This is a genomic window from Saccharopolyspora sp. MMCC62 (genome assembly GCF_057736575.1).
On record NZ_JBYKCM010000006.1, the window covers coordinates 180,136 to 196,312 of the forward strand.

The 16,177-nt window shown below is 73.0% G+C and carries 17 protein-coding genes and 2 pseudogenes; 8 read left to right on the forward strand and 11 right to left on the reverse strand.

The genetic code is table 11. The annotated features are described in order from the left end of the window. Positions 1-73: 73 nt before the first annotated feature. Both AC29IT_RS16320 and AC29IT_RS16325 read right to left on the reverse strand, forming a co-directional pair. Positions 74-1,204 (reverse strand): threonine synthase, encoded by a 1,131-nt coding sequence (locus tag AC29IT_RS16320; RefSeq protein ID WP_488219266.1) that lies wholly within the window; start codon positions 1,202-1,204, stop codon positions 74-76. A 2-nt stretch (positions 1,205-1,206) separates the two neighbouring features. Continuing rightward, positions 1,207-1,848, reverse strand: coding sequence for a helix-turn-helix transcriptional regulator (locus AC29IT_RS16325; protein ID WP_488219267.1), 642 nt, complete (start codon positions 1,846-1,848; stop codon positions 1,207-1,209). A 132-nt stretch (positions 1,849-1,980) separates the two neighbouring features. Here AC29IT_RS16325 and AC29IT_RS16330 point away from each other — a divergent pair, with 132 nt between their 5' ends. Further along, positions 1,981-2,952 (forward strand): asparaginase, encoded by a 972-nt coding sequence (locus tag AC29IT_RS16330; RefSeq protein ID WP_488219268.1) that lies wholly within the window; start codon positions 1,981-1,983, stop codon positions 2,950-2,952. Between the two features lie 90 nt (positions 2,953-3,042). On the opposite strand, the gene AC29IT_RS16335 is transcribed toward AC29IT_RS16330, so the two are convergent. Both AC29IT_RS16335 and AC29IT_RS16340 read right to left on the reverse strand, forming a co-directional pair. Next, entirely contained in the window at positions 3,043-3,600 is a 558-nt protein-coding gene (locus tag AC29IT_RS16335; protein WP_488219269.1) for a snapalysin family zinc-dependent metalloprotease, read from the reverse strand. A 508-nt stretch (positions 3,601-4,108) separates the two neighbouring features. Then, entirely contained in the window at positions 4,109-5,317 is a 1,209-nt protein-coding gene (locus AC29IT_RS16340; protein WP_488219270.1) for a molybdopterin molybdotransferase MoeA, read from the reverse strand. Positions 5,318-5,577: 260 nt separating this feature from the next. On the opposite strand from AC29IT_RS16340, the gene AC29IT_RS16345 reads away from it, so the two are divergent. Continuing rightward, complete coding sequence (locus tag AC29IT_RS16345; RefSeq protein ID WP_488219271.1) at positions 5,578-6,495, forward strand: LysR family transcriptional regulator; 918 nt, start codon at positions 5,578-5,580, stop codon at positions 6,493-6,495. A 96-nt stretch (positions 6,496-6,591) separates the two neighbouring features. Here AC29IT_RS16345 and AC29IT_RS16350 read toward each other — a convergent pair whose 3' ends face one another. The 4 genes from AC29IT_RS16350 to AC29IT_RS16365 all read right to left on the reverse strand — a co-directional run bounded on the left by AC29IT_RS16350 (position 6,592) and on the right by AC29IT_RS16365 (position 11,193). Further along, entirely contained in the window at positions 6,592-7,626 is a 1,035-nt protein-coding gene (locus AC29IT_RS16350) for a C40 family peptidase (protein ID WP_488219272.1), read from the reverse strand. Positions 7,627-7,866: 240 nt separating this feature from the next. After that, positions 7,867-9,603: a CotH kinase family protein gene (locus AC29IT_RS16355; RefSeq protein ID WP_488219273.1), complete on the reverse strand. Its 1,737-nt coding sequence runs from the start codon at positions 9,601-9,603 to the stop codon at positions 7,867-7,869. A gap of 1 nt (position 9,604) precedes the next feature. Further along, positions 9,605-10,291, reverse strand: coding sequence for a DUF4956 domain-containing protein (locus AC29IT_RS16360; RefSeq protein WP_488219274.1), 687 nt, complete (start codon positions 10,289-10,291; stop codon positions 9,605-9,607). Further along, positions 10,288-11,193, reverse strand: a complete 906-nt coding sequence (locus AC29IT_RS16365; protein WP_358443353.1) for a polyphosphate polymerase domain-containing protein — start codon at positions 11,191-11,193, stop codon at positions 10,288-10,290. Before AC29IT_RS16365 ends, AC29IT_RS16360 begins: the two co-directional genes overlap by 4 nt. A gap of 404 nt (positions 11,194-11,597) precedes the next feature. On the opposite strand from AC29IT_RS16365, the gene AC29IT_RS16370 reads away from it, so the two are divergent. From AC29IT_RS16370 to AC29IT_RS16385, 4 genes are all read left to right on the forward strand, one after another. Then, positions 11,598-11,801 carry a cold-shock protein gene (locus tag AC29IT_RS16370; protein ID WP_358443355.1) on the forward strand — a complete coding sequence of 68 codons (204 nt, stop codon included), beginning with the start codon at positions 11,598-11,600 and terminating at the stop codon, positions 11,799-11,801. Between the two features lie 324 nt (positions 11,802-12,125). Next, positions 12,126-12,485, forward strand: coding sequence for an STAS domain-containing protein (locus AC29IT_RS16375; protein WP_488219275.1), 360 nt, complete (start codon positions 12,126-12,128; stop codon positions 12,483-12,485). Continuing rightward, a complete protein-coding gene (locus AC29IT_RS16380) occupies positions 12,485-12,655 on the forward strand; it encodes a hypothetical protein (protein ID WP_488219276.1) in 171 nt (56 codons plus the stop codon). The genes AC29IT_RS16375 and AC29IT_RS16380 overlap by 1 nt, the downstream gene beginning before the upstream one ends. Before the next feature lie 70 nt (positions 12,656-12,725). Then, a complete protein-coding gene (locus tag AC29IT_RS16385; RefSeq protein ID WP_488219277.1) occupies positions 12,726-12,935 on the forward strand; it encodes a hypothetical protein in 210 nt (69 codons plus the stop codon). A 22-nt stretch (positions 12,936-12,957) separates the two neighbouring features. Here AC29IT_RS16385 and AC29IT_RS16390 read toward each other — a convergent pair whose 3' ends face one another. Continuing rightward, positions 12,958-13,899: an alpha/beta hydrolase gene (locus AC29IT_RS16390; RefSeq protein WP_488219278.1), complete on the reverse strand. Its 942-nt coding sequence runs from the start codon at positions 13,897-13,899 to the stop codon at positions 12,958-12,960. Positions 13,900-13,907: 8 nt separating this feature from the next. Between AC29IT_RS16390 and AC29IT_RS16395 the strand changes: the two are divergent. Both AC29IT_RS16395 and AC29IT_RS16400 read left to right on the forward strand, forming a co-directional pair. Then, positions 13,908-14,117: pseudogene (locus AC29IT_RS16395) on the forward strand (AraC family transcriptional regulator N-terminal domain-containing protein); the annotation flags it as partial. 235 nt (positions 14,118-14,352) lie between these two features. Then, positions 14,353-14,445: pseudogene (locus AC29IT_RS16400) on the forward strand (AraC family transcriptional regulator); the annotation flags it as partial. A 71-nt stretch (positions 14,446-14,516) separates the two neighbouring features. On the opposite strand, the gene AC29IT_RS16405 reads toward AC29IT_RS16400, so the two are convergent. Continuing rightward, a complete protein-coding gene (locus AC29IT_RS16405; RefSeq protein WP_488219279.1) occupies positions 14,517-15,251 on the reverse strand; it encodes an SDR family NAD(P)-dependent oxidoreductase in 735 nt (244 codons plus the stop codon). 301 nt (positions 15,252-15,552) lie between these two features. Further along, positions 15,553-16,161 carry a TetR/AcrR family transcriptional regulator gene (locus AC29IT_RS16410; protein ID WP_488219280.1) on the reverse strand — a complete coding sequence of 203 codons (609 nt, stop codon included), beginning with the start codon at positions 16,159-16,161 and terminating at the stop codon, positions 15,553-15,555. Positions 16,162-16,177: the final 16 nt, after the last annotated feature.

The window sequence follows — 16,177 nt, forward strand, 5'->3', positions numbered from 1 at the left end:
ACGCCGTCGCGGCCTGCCGAGCCGGCCCGTCGGGCTAATCCCCGAGCCGGCCCGCCGAGCCGGCCCCGCCGAGCTAGTCCGCCAGCAGCCGGGACATCGCGGCGCTCGCCTTGAGTCCGGAACCCGTGAGCACCGCGACGACGGTGTCCGCCGGCCCCAGCAGCCCGTCCCGGGCGAACCGCGCGACGGCGGGCACCACCTGGGCGCTGGTCGGTTCGGCGTAGAGCCCGGTCCCGGCGAGTTCGAGGGTCGCCGAGCGCAGTTCCCGCTCCGGAACGGCGGTGGCCGACCCGCCGCTGTCCCGGAGCGCGCGCAGCACCTCCCGGTCGCGGACCGGCCGGGCGATCGCGGTGCCCTCGGCGATCGTGGCGGGCCAGTCGGCGTCCTCGACGGCCTCCGCTCCGGCGGCGAAGGCGCGCACCAGCGGGCTGCAGTGCTCCGGCTGGGAGACCAGCAGCCGCGGCACCCGGTCGATCTGCCCCGCGCGCCGCAGCTCGGCGAACCCCGCGGCGCAACCCAGCACCAGGCTGCCCGCGCCTGCCGGGACGACGACCGCGGTGGGCGCGCGGAACCCGAGGTCCTCCCAGATCTCGTAGGCGATCAGCTTGACGCCGTCCAGGAAGGCGGGATGCCAGTTGTGGCTCGCGTAGAACCGCTCCGCGGAGCGGCGCACCGCCTCGTCCGCGGTGCGCTGCCTGCTGCCCGGGACGAGCTCGACGGTCGCGCCGTGGACGCGGCTCTGCAGCACCTTGGCCGGCGAGGTCGACTCCGGTGCGAGGATGCGCGCGTCGATGCCCGCGGCCGCGCAGTAGGCGGCGATCGAGGAACCGCCGTTGCCGCTGGAGTCCTCCAGCACCGCGCGCACGCCCTGCGCCCGCACCGTGCTGATCAGGACCGAGACGCCGCGGTCCTTGAAGCTCGCCGTCGGGTTGTGCGCCTCGACCTTCACCGCGACGTCCAGGCCCGCGAACCGCCGCGGCAGCAGCGGAGTCCGCCCTTCGCCGAGGCTCACCGGCGGCACGTCCGGTTGGGCGAGCGCGGCCGCGTAGCGCCACTGCGAGGCGACGCCGGTGTCGATCCGCTCCCGCCCGATGCCCGGCAGCGGCTCCACCAGCAGCGGCGACCCGTCGTCGCCGCGCCAGCGCGGTTCCCCGAGCGGGTAGCGGCGCCCGGCGCGGTCGATGAGGCCGGGTTCGTCGGTCACGGTCACCTCGCGTAGTTGTAGACGGTCGCCCGGGACACCCCGAGCAGGTCGGCGATGGTCTGCGCGGCGTCGTGCGAGGCGAAGTGGCCGTCCGCGCGCAACCGGCGCACCAGCTCCTTCTTCGCCTCCTTCGGCAGGGTCCGTGGCGTGGCGGCCCGGTCCGCCGCGGTGCGTTCGACGATCTCGCGCAGGTCGCGGGTGCCGCGGTCGCGCAGGTTCTCCAGCGGTGCCCGGTGCTCGTCGGCGTCCGTGGCGATCAGGTTGGACAGCGCCAGCGTCACCGGGGAGAGCACTGAGACGTCCAGGTTCAGGCACAGCGCGGCGATGTAGCGACCCGCGGCGTTCTTGATGCCGATCGAGGTGCTCTTCGCGGGGCGCCCGTCCGGGAACCGGTTCGGGTAGTTCTGGATCACGCGCGGGTGGTCCGGGTCGCCGATGCGCCGCAGCCCGAGCTCGGTGGCCGAGTCCCCGACTTCGCGGCCGGACAGGTCGTTCTCGACGACCCGGATGGCGTGCGACGGGTCGCGCAGGTCGTGCAGCACCACTTCGCACAGCCCGGGGAACATCCGGCCGAGCGCGGTGGCGATCACCTCCGCCTCGCGGATGAGGTGCTCGTCGGCGTCGTGCGCCGCGTCGTCGGTCACGGTTCCCTCCGGTGTCGCCGCTGCGGGAACGGTCGCACGACTTGGATCACATTGTCCAGAATTGGACCACGAGTCCAGCTGGGGTAGCGTCCGGACGACCGATCGGCCGAGAAACCCCGCGAAGGACGTCAGATGCACCGGATGCTGTTCCTGTACACCGGCGGGACGATCGGCATGATCGACTCGCCGCGCGGCCTCGAGCCCGGTGCCGACGTCGAATCGGAGGTCGCCGCGCTGCTGCGGGACCGGCCGGACGTCACCGTCGGGTTCCACGCGTTCGAGCAGCTGATCGACTCGTCCGACGCCACGCCGGACGACTGGCAGCGCATCGTCGACCACCTCCGCGCGCACCGCGACGAGCACGACGCGTTCGTCGTGCTGCACGGCACCGACACCCTCGCGCACTCCGCGGCCGCCGTCTCCTACGCGCTGGCCGGGTTCGGGAAACCCGTCGTGTTCACCGGAGCCCAGGTGCCGTTCGCCCTGCCCGGGTCGGATGCGGCGGACAACGTCCGCGGCGCGGTGGAGGCGGTGACGAGCGGGGCGGTCGGCCGGACGCTCGCGGTGTTCTTCGACGGGGAGCTCATCGCCGGTCCTCGCGCGACGAAGAGCTCCGCGCTGGACCGGCACGGGTTCACCAGCCCGCACCCGGCGCCCGTCGCCGAACGGCCCGCACCGGCGCTCGGCGCGCTCGCCCCCTACCGGCGGCAGGACATCGCCGTGGTCACCGTGGTGCCCGGCATGACCGCCGAGCGGTTCCGGCACCTGACCAGCCCCGCGCCGGACGCGGTGCTCCTCCGCGGCTACGGGCTGGGGGTGGGCCCGAGCGGCGAGCCGGGCTTCACCCAGGTGATCGAGGAGCTGAGCTCCGGTGGCACGCCCGTCGTCGTGCTCAGCCAGTCGCAGCGGTCCCGGATCGACCTGGACCGGTACGCCGCCGGACGCGCGCTGCTGGACGCCGGGGCGATCGGTGCGGCCGACATGACCTTCGAGGCTGTCTACGCCAAGCTCTGCTTCCTGCTCAGCCAGCGCATCCCCGCCGCGGATCTCCCCGCTTGGCTGCACACCGACCTGGCCGGAGAACTCACCCCGCTCGCGGGGTGATCATCCATTGTGGATGGTTCGCCTGGACGCACCGCGGCGCGAACCTCCCCGACGGGGACGGTTCGCGCCGCAGGCGGTCGGGTGGTGAGATCAGCGCCCGGCGAGGGCCGGGGCCTCGCTGTAGAGGCGGGGTTCGATCGACGCGCCCTGCTCGAAGTTCGACTCGACCTCGGCCTTCTCCTCGGCGTTGGGCAGCGTGCTCTTGCACTCGGTTCCGGCGCTGTGCCCGGACATCAGGTCCTCGCAGACACCGGTGCGGTCGTCGGGCAGCCCGAGGATGTGTCCGAGCTCGTGGGTCGCGATGCGCGGCACGAAGTGGCCCTCGTCGACGGCCTGGCGGCCCATCCACACGGTGCCCGAGCCGAGCCCGTCCACCTGGGCGCGCGGCCAGTCGTCGTCCGCGAGGACCGTGAGGTCGGCCTGCCCGTCGGTGGCCTTCTCGAACTTGACGTTGCTGACCTGGTCGTTCCACGTCGCGGTGGCCTCGTCGATGGCCTGCTGGAATTCCGCGGCCCCGCTGGCGTCGTAGGTGACGACGTGCGGCTCGGCGGCCGCGCCGGTGTCCGCTCCGGCCAGCGGCGCGCCCGCGACCAGCAGCAACGCGGTCGCGGCACCGGAGAGTGCGGCGGTCATCGAGTACCTGGGCATGTCTGCTCCTCCTGCTCGGCGAGTTGCACGCAGGACGGAGGCTAAGCGCGCACCGCCCGCCGATTCGGACAGTGGCGGCTAACCGCCAGATCCGGCCGGCCGATCGCGCATCCCGCGGCAGGAGCACGACCCGATCGCGCCGGGCCCGTGCGGTGCGCAGCGGGGTCGGCCGCGCGGCGGACCGGCGTCCTGATCTGCCCGGGTGGGGGAGGGCGCCGGTCCGGCGCGCCCGCGCGCACCAGGGCGGGCGCGGGAACATGCCTGCGTTTCCGGTGCACCGCACCGGTCACCGCGACCGCGACGAGCAGCCCCGTGCCTCCGGCGGCGGTCCGCACACGCGATTCCGCTGCCGGTCAGCCGCCGTTCGGGGCGCGGAGGCGCCGGGAGTCCGTCCCACGTCGCGTCCTGATCGGCGAGTGGCGGTGCCGACCCGTGATCGTGGTTCGGCGGGCGGCTCGGCAGCCGGTGGGGGACCCGCAGCGGGCGACGCGGTCCGATGTGGACGCGATCAGGCCCAGGGCTGGGGGAGTTCGACGATCTGCACCGCATCGCCGGTGCGGAGTCCGCCCGGCGGGACGGCGGCGAGGCCGTCGGCGAGGGCCAGGCCGCGCAGCATCGCCGGGCCGCCGAACGGCAGCGGCGCCGCGGTGCGCCCGCGCAGCTGCACCGGCACCAGGCTGGTGTTGCGCGGGTGCCCGCGCAGGTCGTCGGCCGCGGTGGCCTGCTGCAGCTCGGGATCGGACCGACCGGCGAGCGCCCCCAGCAGCGGTGCCGCCAGCGTGACGGCGCCCGCGACGGCGGCCAGCGGGTTGCCGGGCAGGCCGACCAGCCGCCGGGCCCGGCCGTCGGCGCCGTCGGGGAGTTCGGCCAGCAGCATGGGATGTCCCGGCCGCACGGCCACGGAGTCCACCAGCAGCCGGGCACCGAGCTCGGCGAGCGTCGCGTGCAGGAAGTCGACGGGCCCGGCGGCGGTGCTGCCGGTGGTGATCACGACGTCGGCGGTGGAGTCGCGGAGGGCCTCGTGCAGCGGTTCGGCGCTGTCGGGGATGCGGCGCCGCCCGATCACCTCGGCGCCGCAGCGCAGCCACGGCGCGAGCATCGGGCTCAGCGCGTCCCGCACCCGGCCGCCGCGGGGTGCCCCGGAATCGAGGAGTTCATCGCCGAGGACCAGCAGCTCCACCGTCGGCGCGCGGTGCACGACGAGCCGGTCGTACCCGGCGGCCGCCGCCAGCCCCAGCACCGCGGGGGTGACGGTGCTGCCCGCGGGCAGCAGCGGTTCGCCGACCTGGCATTCCTGCCCGCGCTTGCGGACGTCGCGCCCCGGCTCGGGCAGCGTCGCGGTCCGGTCGACGAGCAGGCCGGTGGCGCTCTCCACCCGCCCGTGCTCGCGGCGCAGCACCGCGGCCCGCCCGGGCGGCAGCTGCGCGCCGGTGGCGATGCCGACCGCGACCCCGTCGGCCAGCGGTTCGGGTTCGGTCCCGGCGAGCGCCTGCCCGGCGCGCAGCCGCCACGGGCCGGGTCCGGACACGGCCCACCCGTCCATCGCGGAGCTGTCGAACGGCGGCAGGTCGGTGAGCGCGGTCAGCGGTTCGGCGAGGGTGTGGCCGAGCGCGTCGGGGAGTTCCCGGCTCAGCCGCGGCAGCGGCCGCCCGGCGCCGCGGGCGAGGGCGCGGGCTCGGGTCCAGGGGACGTCGGTCGCGTCGTCGTGCTCCGGCATCGTCCTCGGCTGCTCCTGGTCGGTGGCGCGGGCGGCGCCGCGGTTCGGGCACCAGGGTTCGCCGGAACGCGCCGCGGGTCCAAGCGGAGTTGCCGAACGGTCGATAGGTGGTCGTTATCGACGCTGGTGGTGCCGACCCCGGGTGCACATCGTGATCGTTTTCACCTGGCGGTGCGGTGCCGGGACCGCGCCCGCGAACCCGGCCGGCCCACCGCGGAGCGGCGGCACCGTTCGGCCACCCGCCGTGGTCGAATGGGGACATGTTGTTCCGACAGCTCGAGTACTTCGTGGTGCTCGCCAGGGAGGGGCACTTCGCCCGCGCCGCCAACGCCTGCTACGTGTCCCAACCCGCGCTGTCCGAGGCGATCCGCAAGCTGGAGCACGAGCTGAAGGTGCCGCTGGTGCGGCGCGGCCACCAGTACGAGGGACTCACGCCGGAGGGGGAGCGGCTGGTGCTGTGGGCGCGCCGCGTCCTGGCCGAGCACGACGCGCTGAAGCACGAGGCCGCGGCGCTCCAGACCGGCTTGACCGGCACGTTGCGGCTGGGCGTGATCCCGGCCGCGGCGAGCACGGTCGCGCTGATCACCGACCCGTTCTGCACCGAGCATCCGCTGGCGAGGGTGCGGCTGGAGACGGACCTGCGTTCGGCGGACATCCTCGAACGCATCCGCCGGTTCGAGCTGGACGCCGGGATCATCCACCCGAAGGAGCAGGACCTGGCCGATCTCGCGGTCACCCCGCTCTACGAGGAACGGCACGTGCTGCTGGCCAGCGGCGAACTGATCAGCGGGCAGTCCGACTCGATCAGCTGGCCGGAGGCGCTGCAACTGCCGATGTGCCTGCTGGACGAGGGGATGCGCGGCCGCCAGCTCATCGACGAGGCGATCTCCGCGCGCGAGCTGGTGGTGGCGCCGCGGCTGGAATCGGACTCGCTGGTCACGCTGATCGCGCACGTCGGCACCGGCCGCTGGGCGACGATCGTTCCCGAGTCCTGGCTGCACACCCTGCACCCGCCCGCCGGATCGCGGGTGCTGCGGCTGTCCGATCCGGCCCCGACGGCGTCGATCGCCCTGGTCGCCAGCGCGGTCGAACCGGGCTCGGTGCTGACCCGAGCCGTCCGCCGGACCGCCGAACGAGCAGCGGCCGACAAGGCCTTCGGTCACCTGGGCACGACCTGACCGCGAGCCCACTCATGTTCCTGTCAGCGGCGCAGCCGCTGAGCAGCGACCACCTGATCGACCGGCACCAGCCCCTCCGCAACAGGGGAACGGAGATCATCCCGCGAAGCGGCGGACCGAGTTGATCTCTCCCATGTACTTGACCTCTTCGACGGTCACGGTCTGTCCCTCGGTCGGGGCGTGGACCATCTTGCCGTTGCCGAGGTAGATGCCGTCGTGGCTGCCGGAGCTGTAGAAGAAGATCACGTCCCCGGGCTTCATCTCGCTCTGCGAGACCTTCTTGCCCTCGGAGATCTGCGACTGGGTGGAGCTCGGCAACGACACCCCCGCCTGCTTGAACGACCACTGCACGAGGCCGGAGCAGTCGAACTGGCTCGGGCCCTTCGCGCCGAACACGTACGGGGAGCCCTGCTTGCTGAGCGCCGCGTTGACCGCCTTGATCGCGGCGCCGGAGCCGATCAGCGAGCCCATCTTGCTGCCGCCGCCGGACAGCGAGTCCTGCTCCTGCTCGCTGAGGCTCTCGTACTGCTCCTTGACCTTGGCGATCTGGGCGTCCATCTCCTCCTTCTTGCCCGCGATCTCGCCTTCGAGCCGTGCCGCGTCGGCTTCGGCCCGGGTCGCGCGCTCGTGCGCGGACCGGGCTTGCTGTTCGCCGCGCTGCGCTTGGGCGGTCGCGTCGGCGAGCTTGGTGACGGCGTCGTCGTTGTCGTGCGCGAGCACGTCCAGCGCGGAGGAGCGGTCGAGGAACTCGTCGGGTGATTCGCTGACGAGCAGCGCGGACAGCTTGCTCATCCGGGCGCCCTGGTAGGAGGCGTGCACGAACTGGTCGACCTGGCCGCGGAACCGCTCCTCTTCGGCCTGCGCGTCGGCGGTGGTGCGCGCGGCCTGTTCGGCGTCGGCGTTGGCGCGGGCCAGCTCGTCCTGGCGCTTGGTGTGGTCGTCCTGCGCCTTCTTGTAGACCTCGGTGAGCTCTTCGGCCTGGCGGCCCAGTTCCTTGAGCTGCTTCTGCGCATCCGTCGCGGTGCCCGCCGGTTCCGCGGTCGCCGGGACGGACGACAGGCCGACGGCGGTGGCGACGACGGTGGCCGCCAGCGCGGCGTTCCTGGAACGCTTCAACCGGGATGAACCCACGACACTCCTCCTGCTGCCACCGCCTCGTGGGCCCCGACCGTTCGAGGCGCAGCTGCACGAGCCGTCCGAACCGGTCCGCGGAGCCGATCACCGCGAAACCGCGGGACAGGCTACGCACCGGGGGCCGGGGTGATCGGCAAGCGGGTGCGCCACGCGGCGTGCACCGATGGTTCCGATCCGTGCACGCCGCAGGTGAGGGCCCGGACCGGGCGACGTGCGCCGCTCCGGTCCGGGCGCCGGTTACCTCCCCGGGCCGCCGATGCCGACGTCCTCGCTCGGCGTCGGGCCGGTGGCGGCGATCTGCTGGGCGATGGTGTCGTGCGCGGTGCGGGCCGCCGCGTCTCCGACGCCTTCCGCCCTCGCGGTGATGCGCTCCAGCAGCTCGGCGGCGGTGCCGTCGGCGATCAGCTCCCGGTGCAGGTCCGCGTACGCCGCCTCGTAGTCGGCGCGGAACCGCTCGTCGGCGAGGAAGCGCTCCTTGAGCGCGCCGCTGCCGCGAGCCTTGCCGCCACCACTGCCGCCGGGTCGTTCGCCGTCCGGCCCGCCGGGCATGCCGCCCTGCTCGCCGGGACCGTCCTGCTGATCGGGACCGCCCTGCTGATCGGGACCGCCCTGCTGATCGGGACCGCCGGGCCGCGCGCCCGGCCCGCCTCCGCCGGGCCCCATCCCCATGCCGCTGAACGACAGGTTGAGGTCCCAGGACAACACGGTGAACCGCTCCTGCTCGGTGTCGTACCACAGGTAGTAGTTGTTCCCGGGCCCGTCCATGGCGTCACCGTTGGCGAGCAGGTTCTGGAGCGCGAGGTAGCGGGCGAAGGACGCGGTGTCCACGTGCTCGTCGAGTTCCGCCGCGAACTCCTCATCGTCCGCCTCGTCGACGAACGAGAGCAGGTCCAGCACCGGCTGCAGGTCGTAGTTGCCCTCGCTGTTGATCTGCTTGAACGCCTCCTCGTAGTCGGTGGGATCGTCGCCCAGGTACTCGAACGAGCCGCCCGCCCGCGCCTTGTAGAGCACGCCGTCGCCGTGCTGCTCGGCCCACGCCGCGTCGGGCGGGTCGAGCAGCAGCCGCGGCACGGCCGCGCCGCCGTTGACGCTGACCGAGGTGAGCGTGTACGGCTGCGTCGTCTCCCCGGCGGCCGCGGTCAGCTCCAGGGCGAGGGCCTCGTTGACGGCGGTCGCGGTGCCACCCGCCTCCGGACGCAGCGTGATCTCGCTGTGGCCCTGGTAGGCGCGTCCTTCGGCGAACTCCTCGAAGCTGATGAGCCACGGGAGCTTCCCGGGCTCGTCTTCGGACAGCGATGCCATGGACGGGCCACCGCGGCGGTTCTGCTGCCGCCCCCCGGCATCGTCGGCGGGTGCGTCGTCCCGGTCGGCGGGAGTTTCCGCGCCGTCGGCCGGAGTGTCCGCGCCGTCGCCGGGAGTTGCAGCACCGTCGGCGGCCGTCCCCGTGTCGTCCGCGGGCGCATCGGCCCCGTCGGCGGGATCTTGCCCGCCACCTCGCGGGTCCGCCCCGTCCGGGCCGCCGCCGGGCATGCCGCCGGGGCCCCTCCCGTCCTGCCCGCGCAGGCTCATCAGGGTCGAGTTGCCCTTGAGCCGCAGCCCCACGTCCTCCACCGCGGTTCCGTCGATGGTGATGTCGGCGCGGATGAACTGCTTCTCGCCCTCCTCGCGGAAGGTGCGCATCATGTCGGCGTACTCGGCCTGGTCGAACCGGACCTCGATGCGGTGGTCCCCGCCGTCGAACAGGTCGCCGGTCCCGGCGATGTCCTGGGTGATGCTCTCCTGCACGACGGGTTCCGCCACGAACAGCGGCCGGACCCGCTCGTCCCCGAAGACGAGCAGCAGCGCGGCGACGACGGCGAGCAGGCTGGCGGGGATCTTCCAGTAGTGGCGCAGCCGCACCGGGATGCGGTGCTTCAGCCTGCGCCGGGCCTTCGGCGGCTCGTCGGGATCACGCCCGTCCTGGATGCCGGTCATCTCACATGTCCGTCTGGTCGTACCCGGTCAGGACGGTCGCCTTCTGCCCGGCGGTGACCTCGCGCAGTGCCTCGATGACCGCGCCGGGCTTGACGTTCTTCTTCAGCCGCGCGGTGTAGGCCAGCTCCAACAGCGCCCCGCCGCGGATGGTCTCGGTGCTGATCAGCTCGTACTCGTCGGTGAACCGGATGAGCACGTCGTCGATCGCCGGGCCGTGGTCGTCCCCGTCGGCCGGGACCTGCACCTTGACCACCTGGCGCTGCACGTCCAGCGCGAACCAGTTGAGCCGGTGCATCAGCAGGACCACCGCGCAGACCAGCACCGTGGCGATGATGGCGAGCGTGTAGAAGCGGGTGCCGCAGGCCATCCCGATGCCCATCACCAGGAAGATGAACCCGACGTCGCGGGTCTCCTTGATGGCGTTCCGGAACCGCACCACCGACAGCGCGCCGACCAGCGCGAACGCCCGGGCGATGTTGGACCCCACCACCAGCATGATCAACGAGATGATCATGCCGAGCACGATCAGGGTGTGCACGTAGCTCTGGCTGTAGGAGATGTTGCGGTGGGTGGCCCGGTAGGTCCAGGCGACCACGAGGCTGCACGCGAACGACAGCAGCAGCGCGATGGCCACGTCGAGCACGCTGAACGTGCCGGACAGGTCGGTGAATCCGAAGTCGAGGTTCATGGGAGGAGCTCGCGTTCTGTCTGCGGGCGTTCGGCGTCGACGTCCGCTTCGGGCAGGTGGAAGATCGAGCGCGGCGCCAGTCCGTGCGCCTCGATCGATTGGCAGTACTTGGAGATCCGCTGGATCTGCAGGCCGTGGCGGGCGGCCAGGTCGGTGATCCAGTACGGCGCGCGTTCGTTGGCCTTCACCTCCAGCACCGCGAAGTGCGGGCTGAGGATGTAGCGGTTCTCGGTCTCGGCGTTGAGGTCGAAGTCGCGGTCGCGCCCGCGGATCCGGTGGTCCATCGTCACGCGCAGGCCCAGGTCGGCGTCGACACCGGCGTAGGCTTCGCGCCGGTACCCGGTCATCGCGACCGGACGCAGGTCGAGCCGGGTGATCAGGTCGAGGACCTCGTCCACGAAGACCTGGTCGGCGCCCGGGTGCTCGACCCGTTCCCGCTGGTCGCAGAGCCGGCGCGCCGCCTCGTAGGGCAGCATGACGCGGCGCTTCTGCGTCACCCGGTTCACCCGCTGCTTGATCTCCACCGAGACGGGGGCGTCCGCGGACGGGGCCCCGTAGCGGCGGATGCGCAGCTTGCGGCGGAACTTCAGGCCCTCGATCTTCTCGTGGTAGAAGCGCAACCGCTGGGTGTCGTAGTACAGGCTCCACACGTCGTACCCGCCCGGTCCGGAGTGGTGGTCCACGTCCATGCGGGCGGCGAGCTCGGCGCGGACCTCGGCGACCTGGGTGGCGGGCACCAGGTACTTGAGCTCGTAGCGGTTGAACGCGTGCAGCTTGCTCGGTGCGCGGAACCGGCTGCCGACCTCGCGGGTGTCGGACACCGGGTCCGGCCGCGTTCCGCCGGGTTCGGCGCGGGGTCGGCGCGCCGAGGTGCGCGCTCGCCCCCGTCTCGGGAAGATCATGATCGGGAACGTATCCGAACAGTCCGTGAACTCCCGGGAAACTTCCTGTGAGAACGCTGGGAGTGCGCGCGGTGCCCGGGAGCCGCCCGGCCGGTGCGACATGTCCGTCCACATCGGACTGCGTCGTCCCGCGTCGCGGCCGGGTATCGCGGGACGCGGGGACGCGCGCGGCTGCCGCTCGGCCGCTAGCGGGGTGTCGCGGTGGCCAAGGTCGTCCGCGACGTGTAACGTTCAAGGTGGTCGTTGTTTCTGGGTTCGTGTTCGCGCACGCTCGCAGGATTGTTGATGCGGGCGAGCTGCTGTCTTTGGTTCAGCTGGAGTGAAGCCGCCGTCTGAGATCACCCGGCCCCGGGTCGCCATCCCTGTGCGACCCGTGGAACTTCCCCTTCTGAATGGAGATGCACATGGCTCAGGGCACCGTGAAGTGGTTCAACGCTGAAAAGGGCTTCGGCTTCATCGCCCCCGACGCGGGCGGCCCGGACGTGTTCGTGCACTACTCGGCCATCGACGGCGCGGGCTTCCGCAGCCTCGAGGAGAACCAGGCCGTCTCGTACGACGTCACCCAGGGCCCCAAGGGCCCGCAGGCCGAGCTCGTCCGCGCGCTCTGATCTCGCGTTGACCCGTCCCCGGCTCGTGCGCTCCGCGCCGAGCCGGGACCGCGGTACCTCCCCGTCCGGCACCTGCCCGCCGCCCCGCGGCCGAGGCGTGCCGGACGGGCCGGGAGTCGCGACGACCGCACCGCGGTGAGGACGCCGCCCCTCGCAGGGCGCGATCATCCTCCCGCCGCTCGTCGCGCACCGGTTCTCCCACCACCGGTCGAGTCGAATCCCGCCCAGCGCGGTGCGTTCCCGACCCACGTCCTTCCCCGCGGCCCGCAGCAGCGACGCCCAGCGTCCGCGCCGTGCCGCACCCGTCCCACTACTGGAGATCCCATGCGGGCGATCACCCCCCACTTGATCACGAACAAACCCACCCCGTTCACCGTGCGCGGCGACCTCGCCGGAGCCGAGGTGACGGCGCTGGCCGAGCGGCTCTGGTCCCACCTGCTGACCGCGCCACCGGAGACCGTCGTGGACCTCGCGGCGGCAGGCGACATCGATTCGGCGGGCGCGGACCTGCTCGCCGCCGCCGACGCCTACGCGGTCCACAGAGGACTCCGGCTTCGCGTCACCGGTGCGGCGCCGCGCGTGCGGGCCGCGCTGCACGCCGCCGGGATCGAGCTCCTCCCACCCGGCGGTGCGGTGCCGCGGCAGCGGAAGTCCGGACGCCGCCCCGCGGAGGTGGTGACCTGATGCGCCGAATCCGCTACGTCGCACCGACGTTGTCCGAGGACGCCTGGCAGATCACCGACGCCGAGGGCCAGCACACCGCGCGGATCATCGGCACCGAATCCGAAGCGGTCGCCAGCGCGCGGCGCCAGCTCGCCGCCGTCGGCGGCGGCCGCGTGCTCGTCACCGGCTGACCGCACCCGCAAGTCCACCGCCCGCCGCACACCGCCGCGGGCGCACACACCTAGTACGAAAGGCCTGCACATGAGCACTCCGGCACGGCCCGCCGAGGTCGCCTTCCACACCGACCCCCGCGCGGCGGCGCAGCAACCGCACCGGACCGAGCCCTGCCCGGCTCCGGTGGCTCCCGTCGTCTTCCTCGCGCCCGAGCGGGCTCCCGCCGACCCGGAGCCGCCCCGCCCGCGGACGAGCCGGGAGAACGCGGACGACCTGGACACCCCGTTCGGCGGCTGACGGATCGGCTTCGGGCGCCCCGCTATTCCATGCGGGCGTCGAGCCATTCGAGGACGCTTTCCGGGTGCCGCTGGAAGTGCGCGTAGCCGTCCCAGCGCCGGGTGGTGCCGTGGATCCAGAACAGCGATTTGTCCGCTGCCCCGATCCGGTCGAAGATCCGCTGCAGGTCGGACCGGTCCACCAGCGCGTCGTCGTGCATCCCGTAGGTCAGCGTCGGCAGCAGCACGTCCGGCGCGAACCGCGCGGGCGAACCGTCGGCGAGCCGGATGCTGGTGTGCAGCTGCTGGCGCCGGTCGACCTCGTCGGCGTGCTCGGCGAGCCCGGCGCGCTCCAGCTGCCGCTCCAGGATGGCGCGCGGTGACAGCAGCAGTGGCGCCACCAGGCAGCGCACCCCGTCGAACGCCCGCGGCTCCGCGGAGATCGCCCGGAAGGTGCTGTCCGCGCCCAGGCACGCGGCGAACAGGCCGAGCTTCATCCCGGCGAGCTCGGGGTGCGAGCGGACGTGGGCCGGCGCCCCGAGGACGTCCCTGGCCTCGAACCGGAAGTTCGACGGGAACCCGCCGTTCGCCGCGGCGCTGAGCCCGAAGTTGCGGAAGTCGAACGCCAGCACGTGGTACCCGTTGTCGTGCAGGATCCGGTAGTTGGGCACGAAGTTCACGTCGAAGTCGTTGCCGAGCCCGGTGCCGAACGCCGACCGCCACGGTTCGAGGTGCGCGGGGAAACCGGCGCGGCTGAACGAACGCGGGTGCATGCAGACGATCAGCCGGTCCGAGCCCTCGCGCGGCACGTACCACGCTTCGAGCGGCGTCCCGTCCTGCGATGGGAAGGACAGCTCCTCGTAGGCGAGTCCCGCTTCGCCCGGGTCGTGCAGCAGGGGAGAGCGGATCGGGTGCGCGAGCCCGTGCGCCAGCCGGTCGAGCACGGCGTCGAGTTCGTCCGAAGTGGACTGTTGTGCGATCGTCATCGGCTCCGGTGGGGGAGGACCAGGAGAACTGCGGGGAGTATCCCGCTCCCGGCCGGTCCTCTCGGGACGAGGACGACGGCGCGGTGTCGGTGCACCCGGTGGGGCCCGAGGTGCCCGATCCGCTGCTGCGGTTGCTGCGGCTCGCCGACGATCCGGCGGACGCGAAGTTCCTCGCGGGCGGGGTGCGCCGGGAACTGCTCCACCGGATGTCGAGCGGGCCCGGCGGGGGAGCGCTGCTGCGGCTGGCCAGGGCGGACAGCGTGCTCGGCCGCATCGGGCACTGCACCACCTGGCTGCGCGAGCACGTCGACGCCCCGGTGGGCGTGGCGCGGCTCGCGGAACGGGCGGGGATGAGCGCGACGACCTTCCACCGCCACGTCAAGGCCGCGACCGGGGCGACCCCGGTCCAGTTCCACGAGCAGGTGCGGTTGCACGAGGCCACGACGTCTCGTCGTGGCCGACGCGGACACGTTGGCGCGCATCGCGGTCGCCGTCGGGTACGCGAGCGCATCCCGGTTCAGCCGCGACTACAAGCGGATGTTCGGGGTGGCGCCGATCCGGGACACGGCGCGCTCCGGTGCGCGGGGGCGGCCCGGCGGTTCCCGGGGCCGTGCGGCTCAGGCGACGAGTTCACCGCCGTCGACGAGGATGTCGGCGCCGTGGACGAAGCTGCTCTGCGGCGAGGCGAGGAACGCCACCGCGGCGGCGGGTTCCTCGGGGAGGCCGGCCCGCCCGGCGGGCAGGTGCGCCGCGACCGAGGAGCGTTCCTCGTGGGTGCCGAAGACCTGCTCGAACATCGCGGTGTCGACCGGCCCCGGGGATACCGCGTTGACCCGGATGCCCCGGCCGCTCAGCTCGTTGGCCCAGGTCCGCGCGTACGAGCGCACCGCGGCCTTCGACGCCCCGTACGCGCCCATGCCCGGCACGGCGCGCCTGCCCGCGGTCGAGCCGGTGAGGATCACCGAGGCGCCGTCGTTGAGCAGCGGAACGGCCTTCTGCACGGTGAGGAAGGTGCCCTTGACGTTGATGTCGAAGATCCGGTCGTGGTCCTCCTCGGTGAGCTCCAGCAGCCGCGCGAGGTGGTTGATGCCCGCGTTGGCGAACAGCACGTCCAGGCCCGCGCCGCGGGCGCGCACCTGTTCGTAGAGGTGGTCCACGTCGGCGGCGACGCTGACGTCGCCGCGCACGCCGGTCGCGTCGCCGACGGTGGCGACGGCCTTCGCCAGCTCTTCCTCGCGACGTCCGGTGATGAAGACGTGCGCGCCCTCCGCGGCGAGGCGCTGGGCGGCGGCCAGGCCGATGCCGGTGCTGCCGCCGGTGACGACGGCGGTCTTGCCTTCGAGCAGTCCCATGGTCGAACCCGCTTCCAGTTCTGTAGCGATCGATGCAGAACGAGACGCTAGCACGTTCTGAAACGGTCGATGCAGAATCGGCGATGTGCTGAACACGTCGCCCCGATGGGGAATTTCCCGCGCCGTCGGCGAAACGACGTCACGGCCCGGTCGTGGACCGGCACGCGAGCTCGTGTCGTCTTCCCGTCAGCGCGTGGACCGCCCGATCACCCGCGGGTTCTCGGCGTTCTCCTGGTGCGGACGGCGGTGTCGCCCGCCGGAGCCACCGGTGCGGACGATCCCGGCTCTGCTCGGGAACCGCTCAGCACAACGGCCAGTTGCGCAGCGCCGCGTCCGCCAGCTCCTGGAGCTCCTCGCGCCCGACCCCGCTCGCCGCCTGCACGGCGATGCCGGCCGACACGGTGCTCACCAGCCGGGCGAGCAGGCCCGCATCCGTCCCGGCGGGCAGATCGCCCTCGTCGATGGCCCGCTCGAAGCGCTCCCGGAGGCAGGTGTGGCTGTCCCGCCGCCAGTTCCGCAGGAGGTCCCGCGCTCCGCGCCCGGACTCGCCGGTGGCCAGGGCGGCCTGCACGGTGAGGCACCCGTGCGGGTGCTCGGGGAGCGTGGTGGTCCGGACGGCCCCGGCCAGCAGCGCGGTGGCGACCTCGAACGCCGTCGGCTCCTCCAGCGCGCGGCTCGCGTAGGCGCTCGGGCCTTCGAGGTAGCGCTGCAGGGCCTTGCGGAACAGCTCCTCCTTGTTGCCGAACGCGGCGTACATGCTGGTGGTGGAGATGCCCATCGCGCCGGTCAGGTTGGCGAGGCTGGCGCCCTCGTAGCCCTGCTCCCAGAACACCAGCAGGGCGCGTTCGAGGGCCTCGTCGGCGTCGAACCCCCGCGGCCTGCCCGCCGGACGGCGCTGTTCGGTCTCCACCGGCCCAGGCTACCGC

What these genes read in the sequence shown, in the direction of transcription:
- AC29IT_RS16330 (WP_488219268.1), top strand. Translation starts at nt 1,981, where the DNA reads ATGCACCGGATGCTGTTCCTGTACACCGGCGGGACGATCGGCATGATC.
- AC29IT_RS16370 (WP_358443355.1), top strand. Translation starts at nt 11,598, where the DNA reads ATGGCTCAGGGCACCGTGAAGTGGTTCAACGCTGAAAAGGGCTTCGGC.
- AC29IT_RS16375 (WP_488219275.1), top strand. Translation starts at nt 12,126, where the DNA reads ATGCGGGCGATCACCCCCCACTTGATCACGAACAAACCCACCCCGTTC.
- AC29IT_RS16335 (WP_488219269.1), bottom strand. Translation starts at nt 3,600, where the DNA reads ATGCCCAGGTACTCGATGACCGCCGCACTCTCCGGTGCCGCGACCGCG.
- AC29IT_RS16380 (WP_488219276.1), top strand. Translation starts at nt 12,485, where the DNA reads ATGCGCCGAATCCGCTACGTCGCACCGACGTTGTCCGAGGACGCCTGG.
- AC29IT_RS16390 (WP_488219278.1), bottom strand. Translation starts at nt 13,899, where the DNA reads ATGACGATCGCACAACAGTCCACTTCGGACGAACTCGACGCCGTGCTC.
- AC29IT_RS16365 (WP_358443353.1), bottom strand. Translation starts at nt 11,193, where the DNA reads ATGATCTTCCCGAGACGGGGGCGAGCGCGCACCTCGGCGCGCCGACCC.
- AC29IT_RS16360 (WP_488219274.1), bottom strand. Translation starts at nt 10,291, where the DNA reads ATGAACCTCGACTTCGGATTCACCGACCTGTCCGGCACGTTCAGCGTG.
- AC29IT_RS16345 (WP_488219271.1), top strand. Translation starts at nt 5,578, where the DNA reads ATGTTGTTCCGACAGCTCGAGTACTTCGTGGTGCTCGCCAGGGAGGGG.
- AC29IT_RS16385 (WP_488219277.1), top strand. Translation starts at nt 12,726, where the DNA reads ATGAGCACTCCGGCACGGCCCGCCGAGGTCGCCTTCCACACCGACCCC.
- AC29IT_RS16405 (WP_488219279.1), bottom strand. Translation starts at nt 15,251, where the DNA reads ATGGGACTGCTCGAAGGCAAGACCGCCGTCGTCACCGGCGGCAGCACC.
- AC29IT_RS16355 (WP_488219273.1), bottom strand. Translation starts at nt 9,603, where the DNA reads ATGACCGGCATCCAGGACGGGCGTGATCCCGACGAGCCGCCGAAGGCC.
- AC29IT_RS16340 (WP_488219270.1), bottom strand. Translation starts at nt 5,317, where the DNA reads ATGCCGGAGCACGACGACGCGACCGACGTCCCCTGGACCCGAGCCCGC.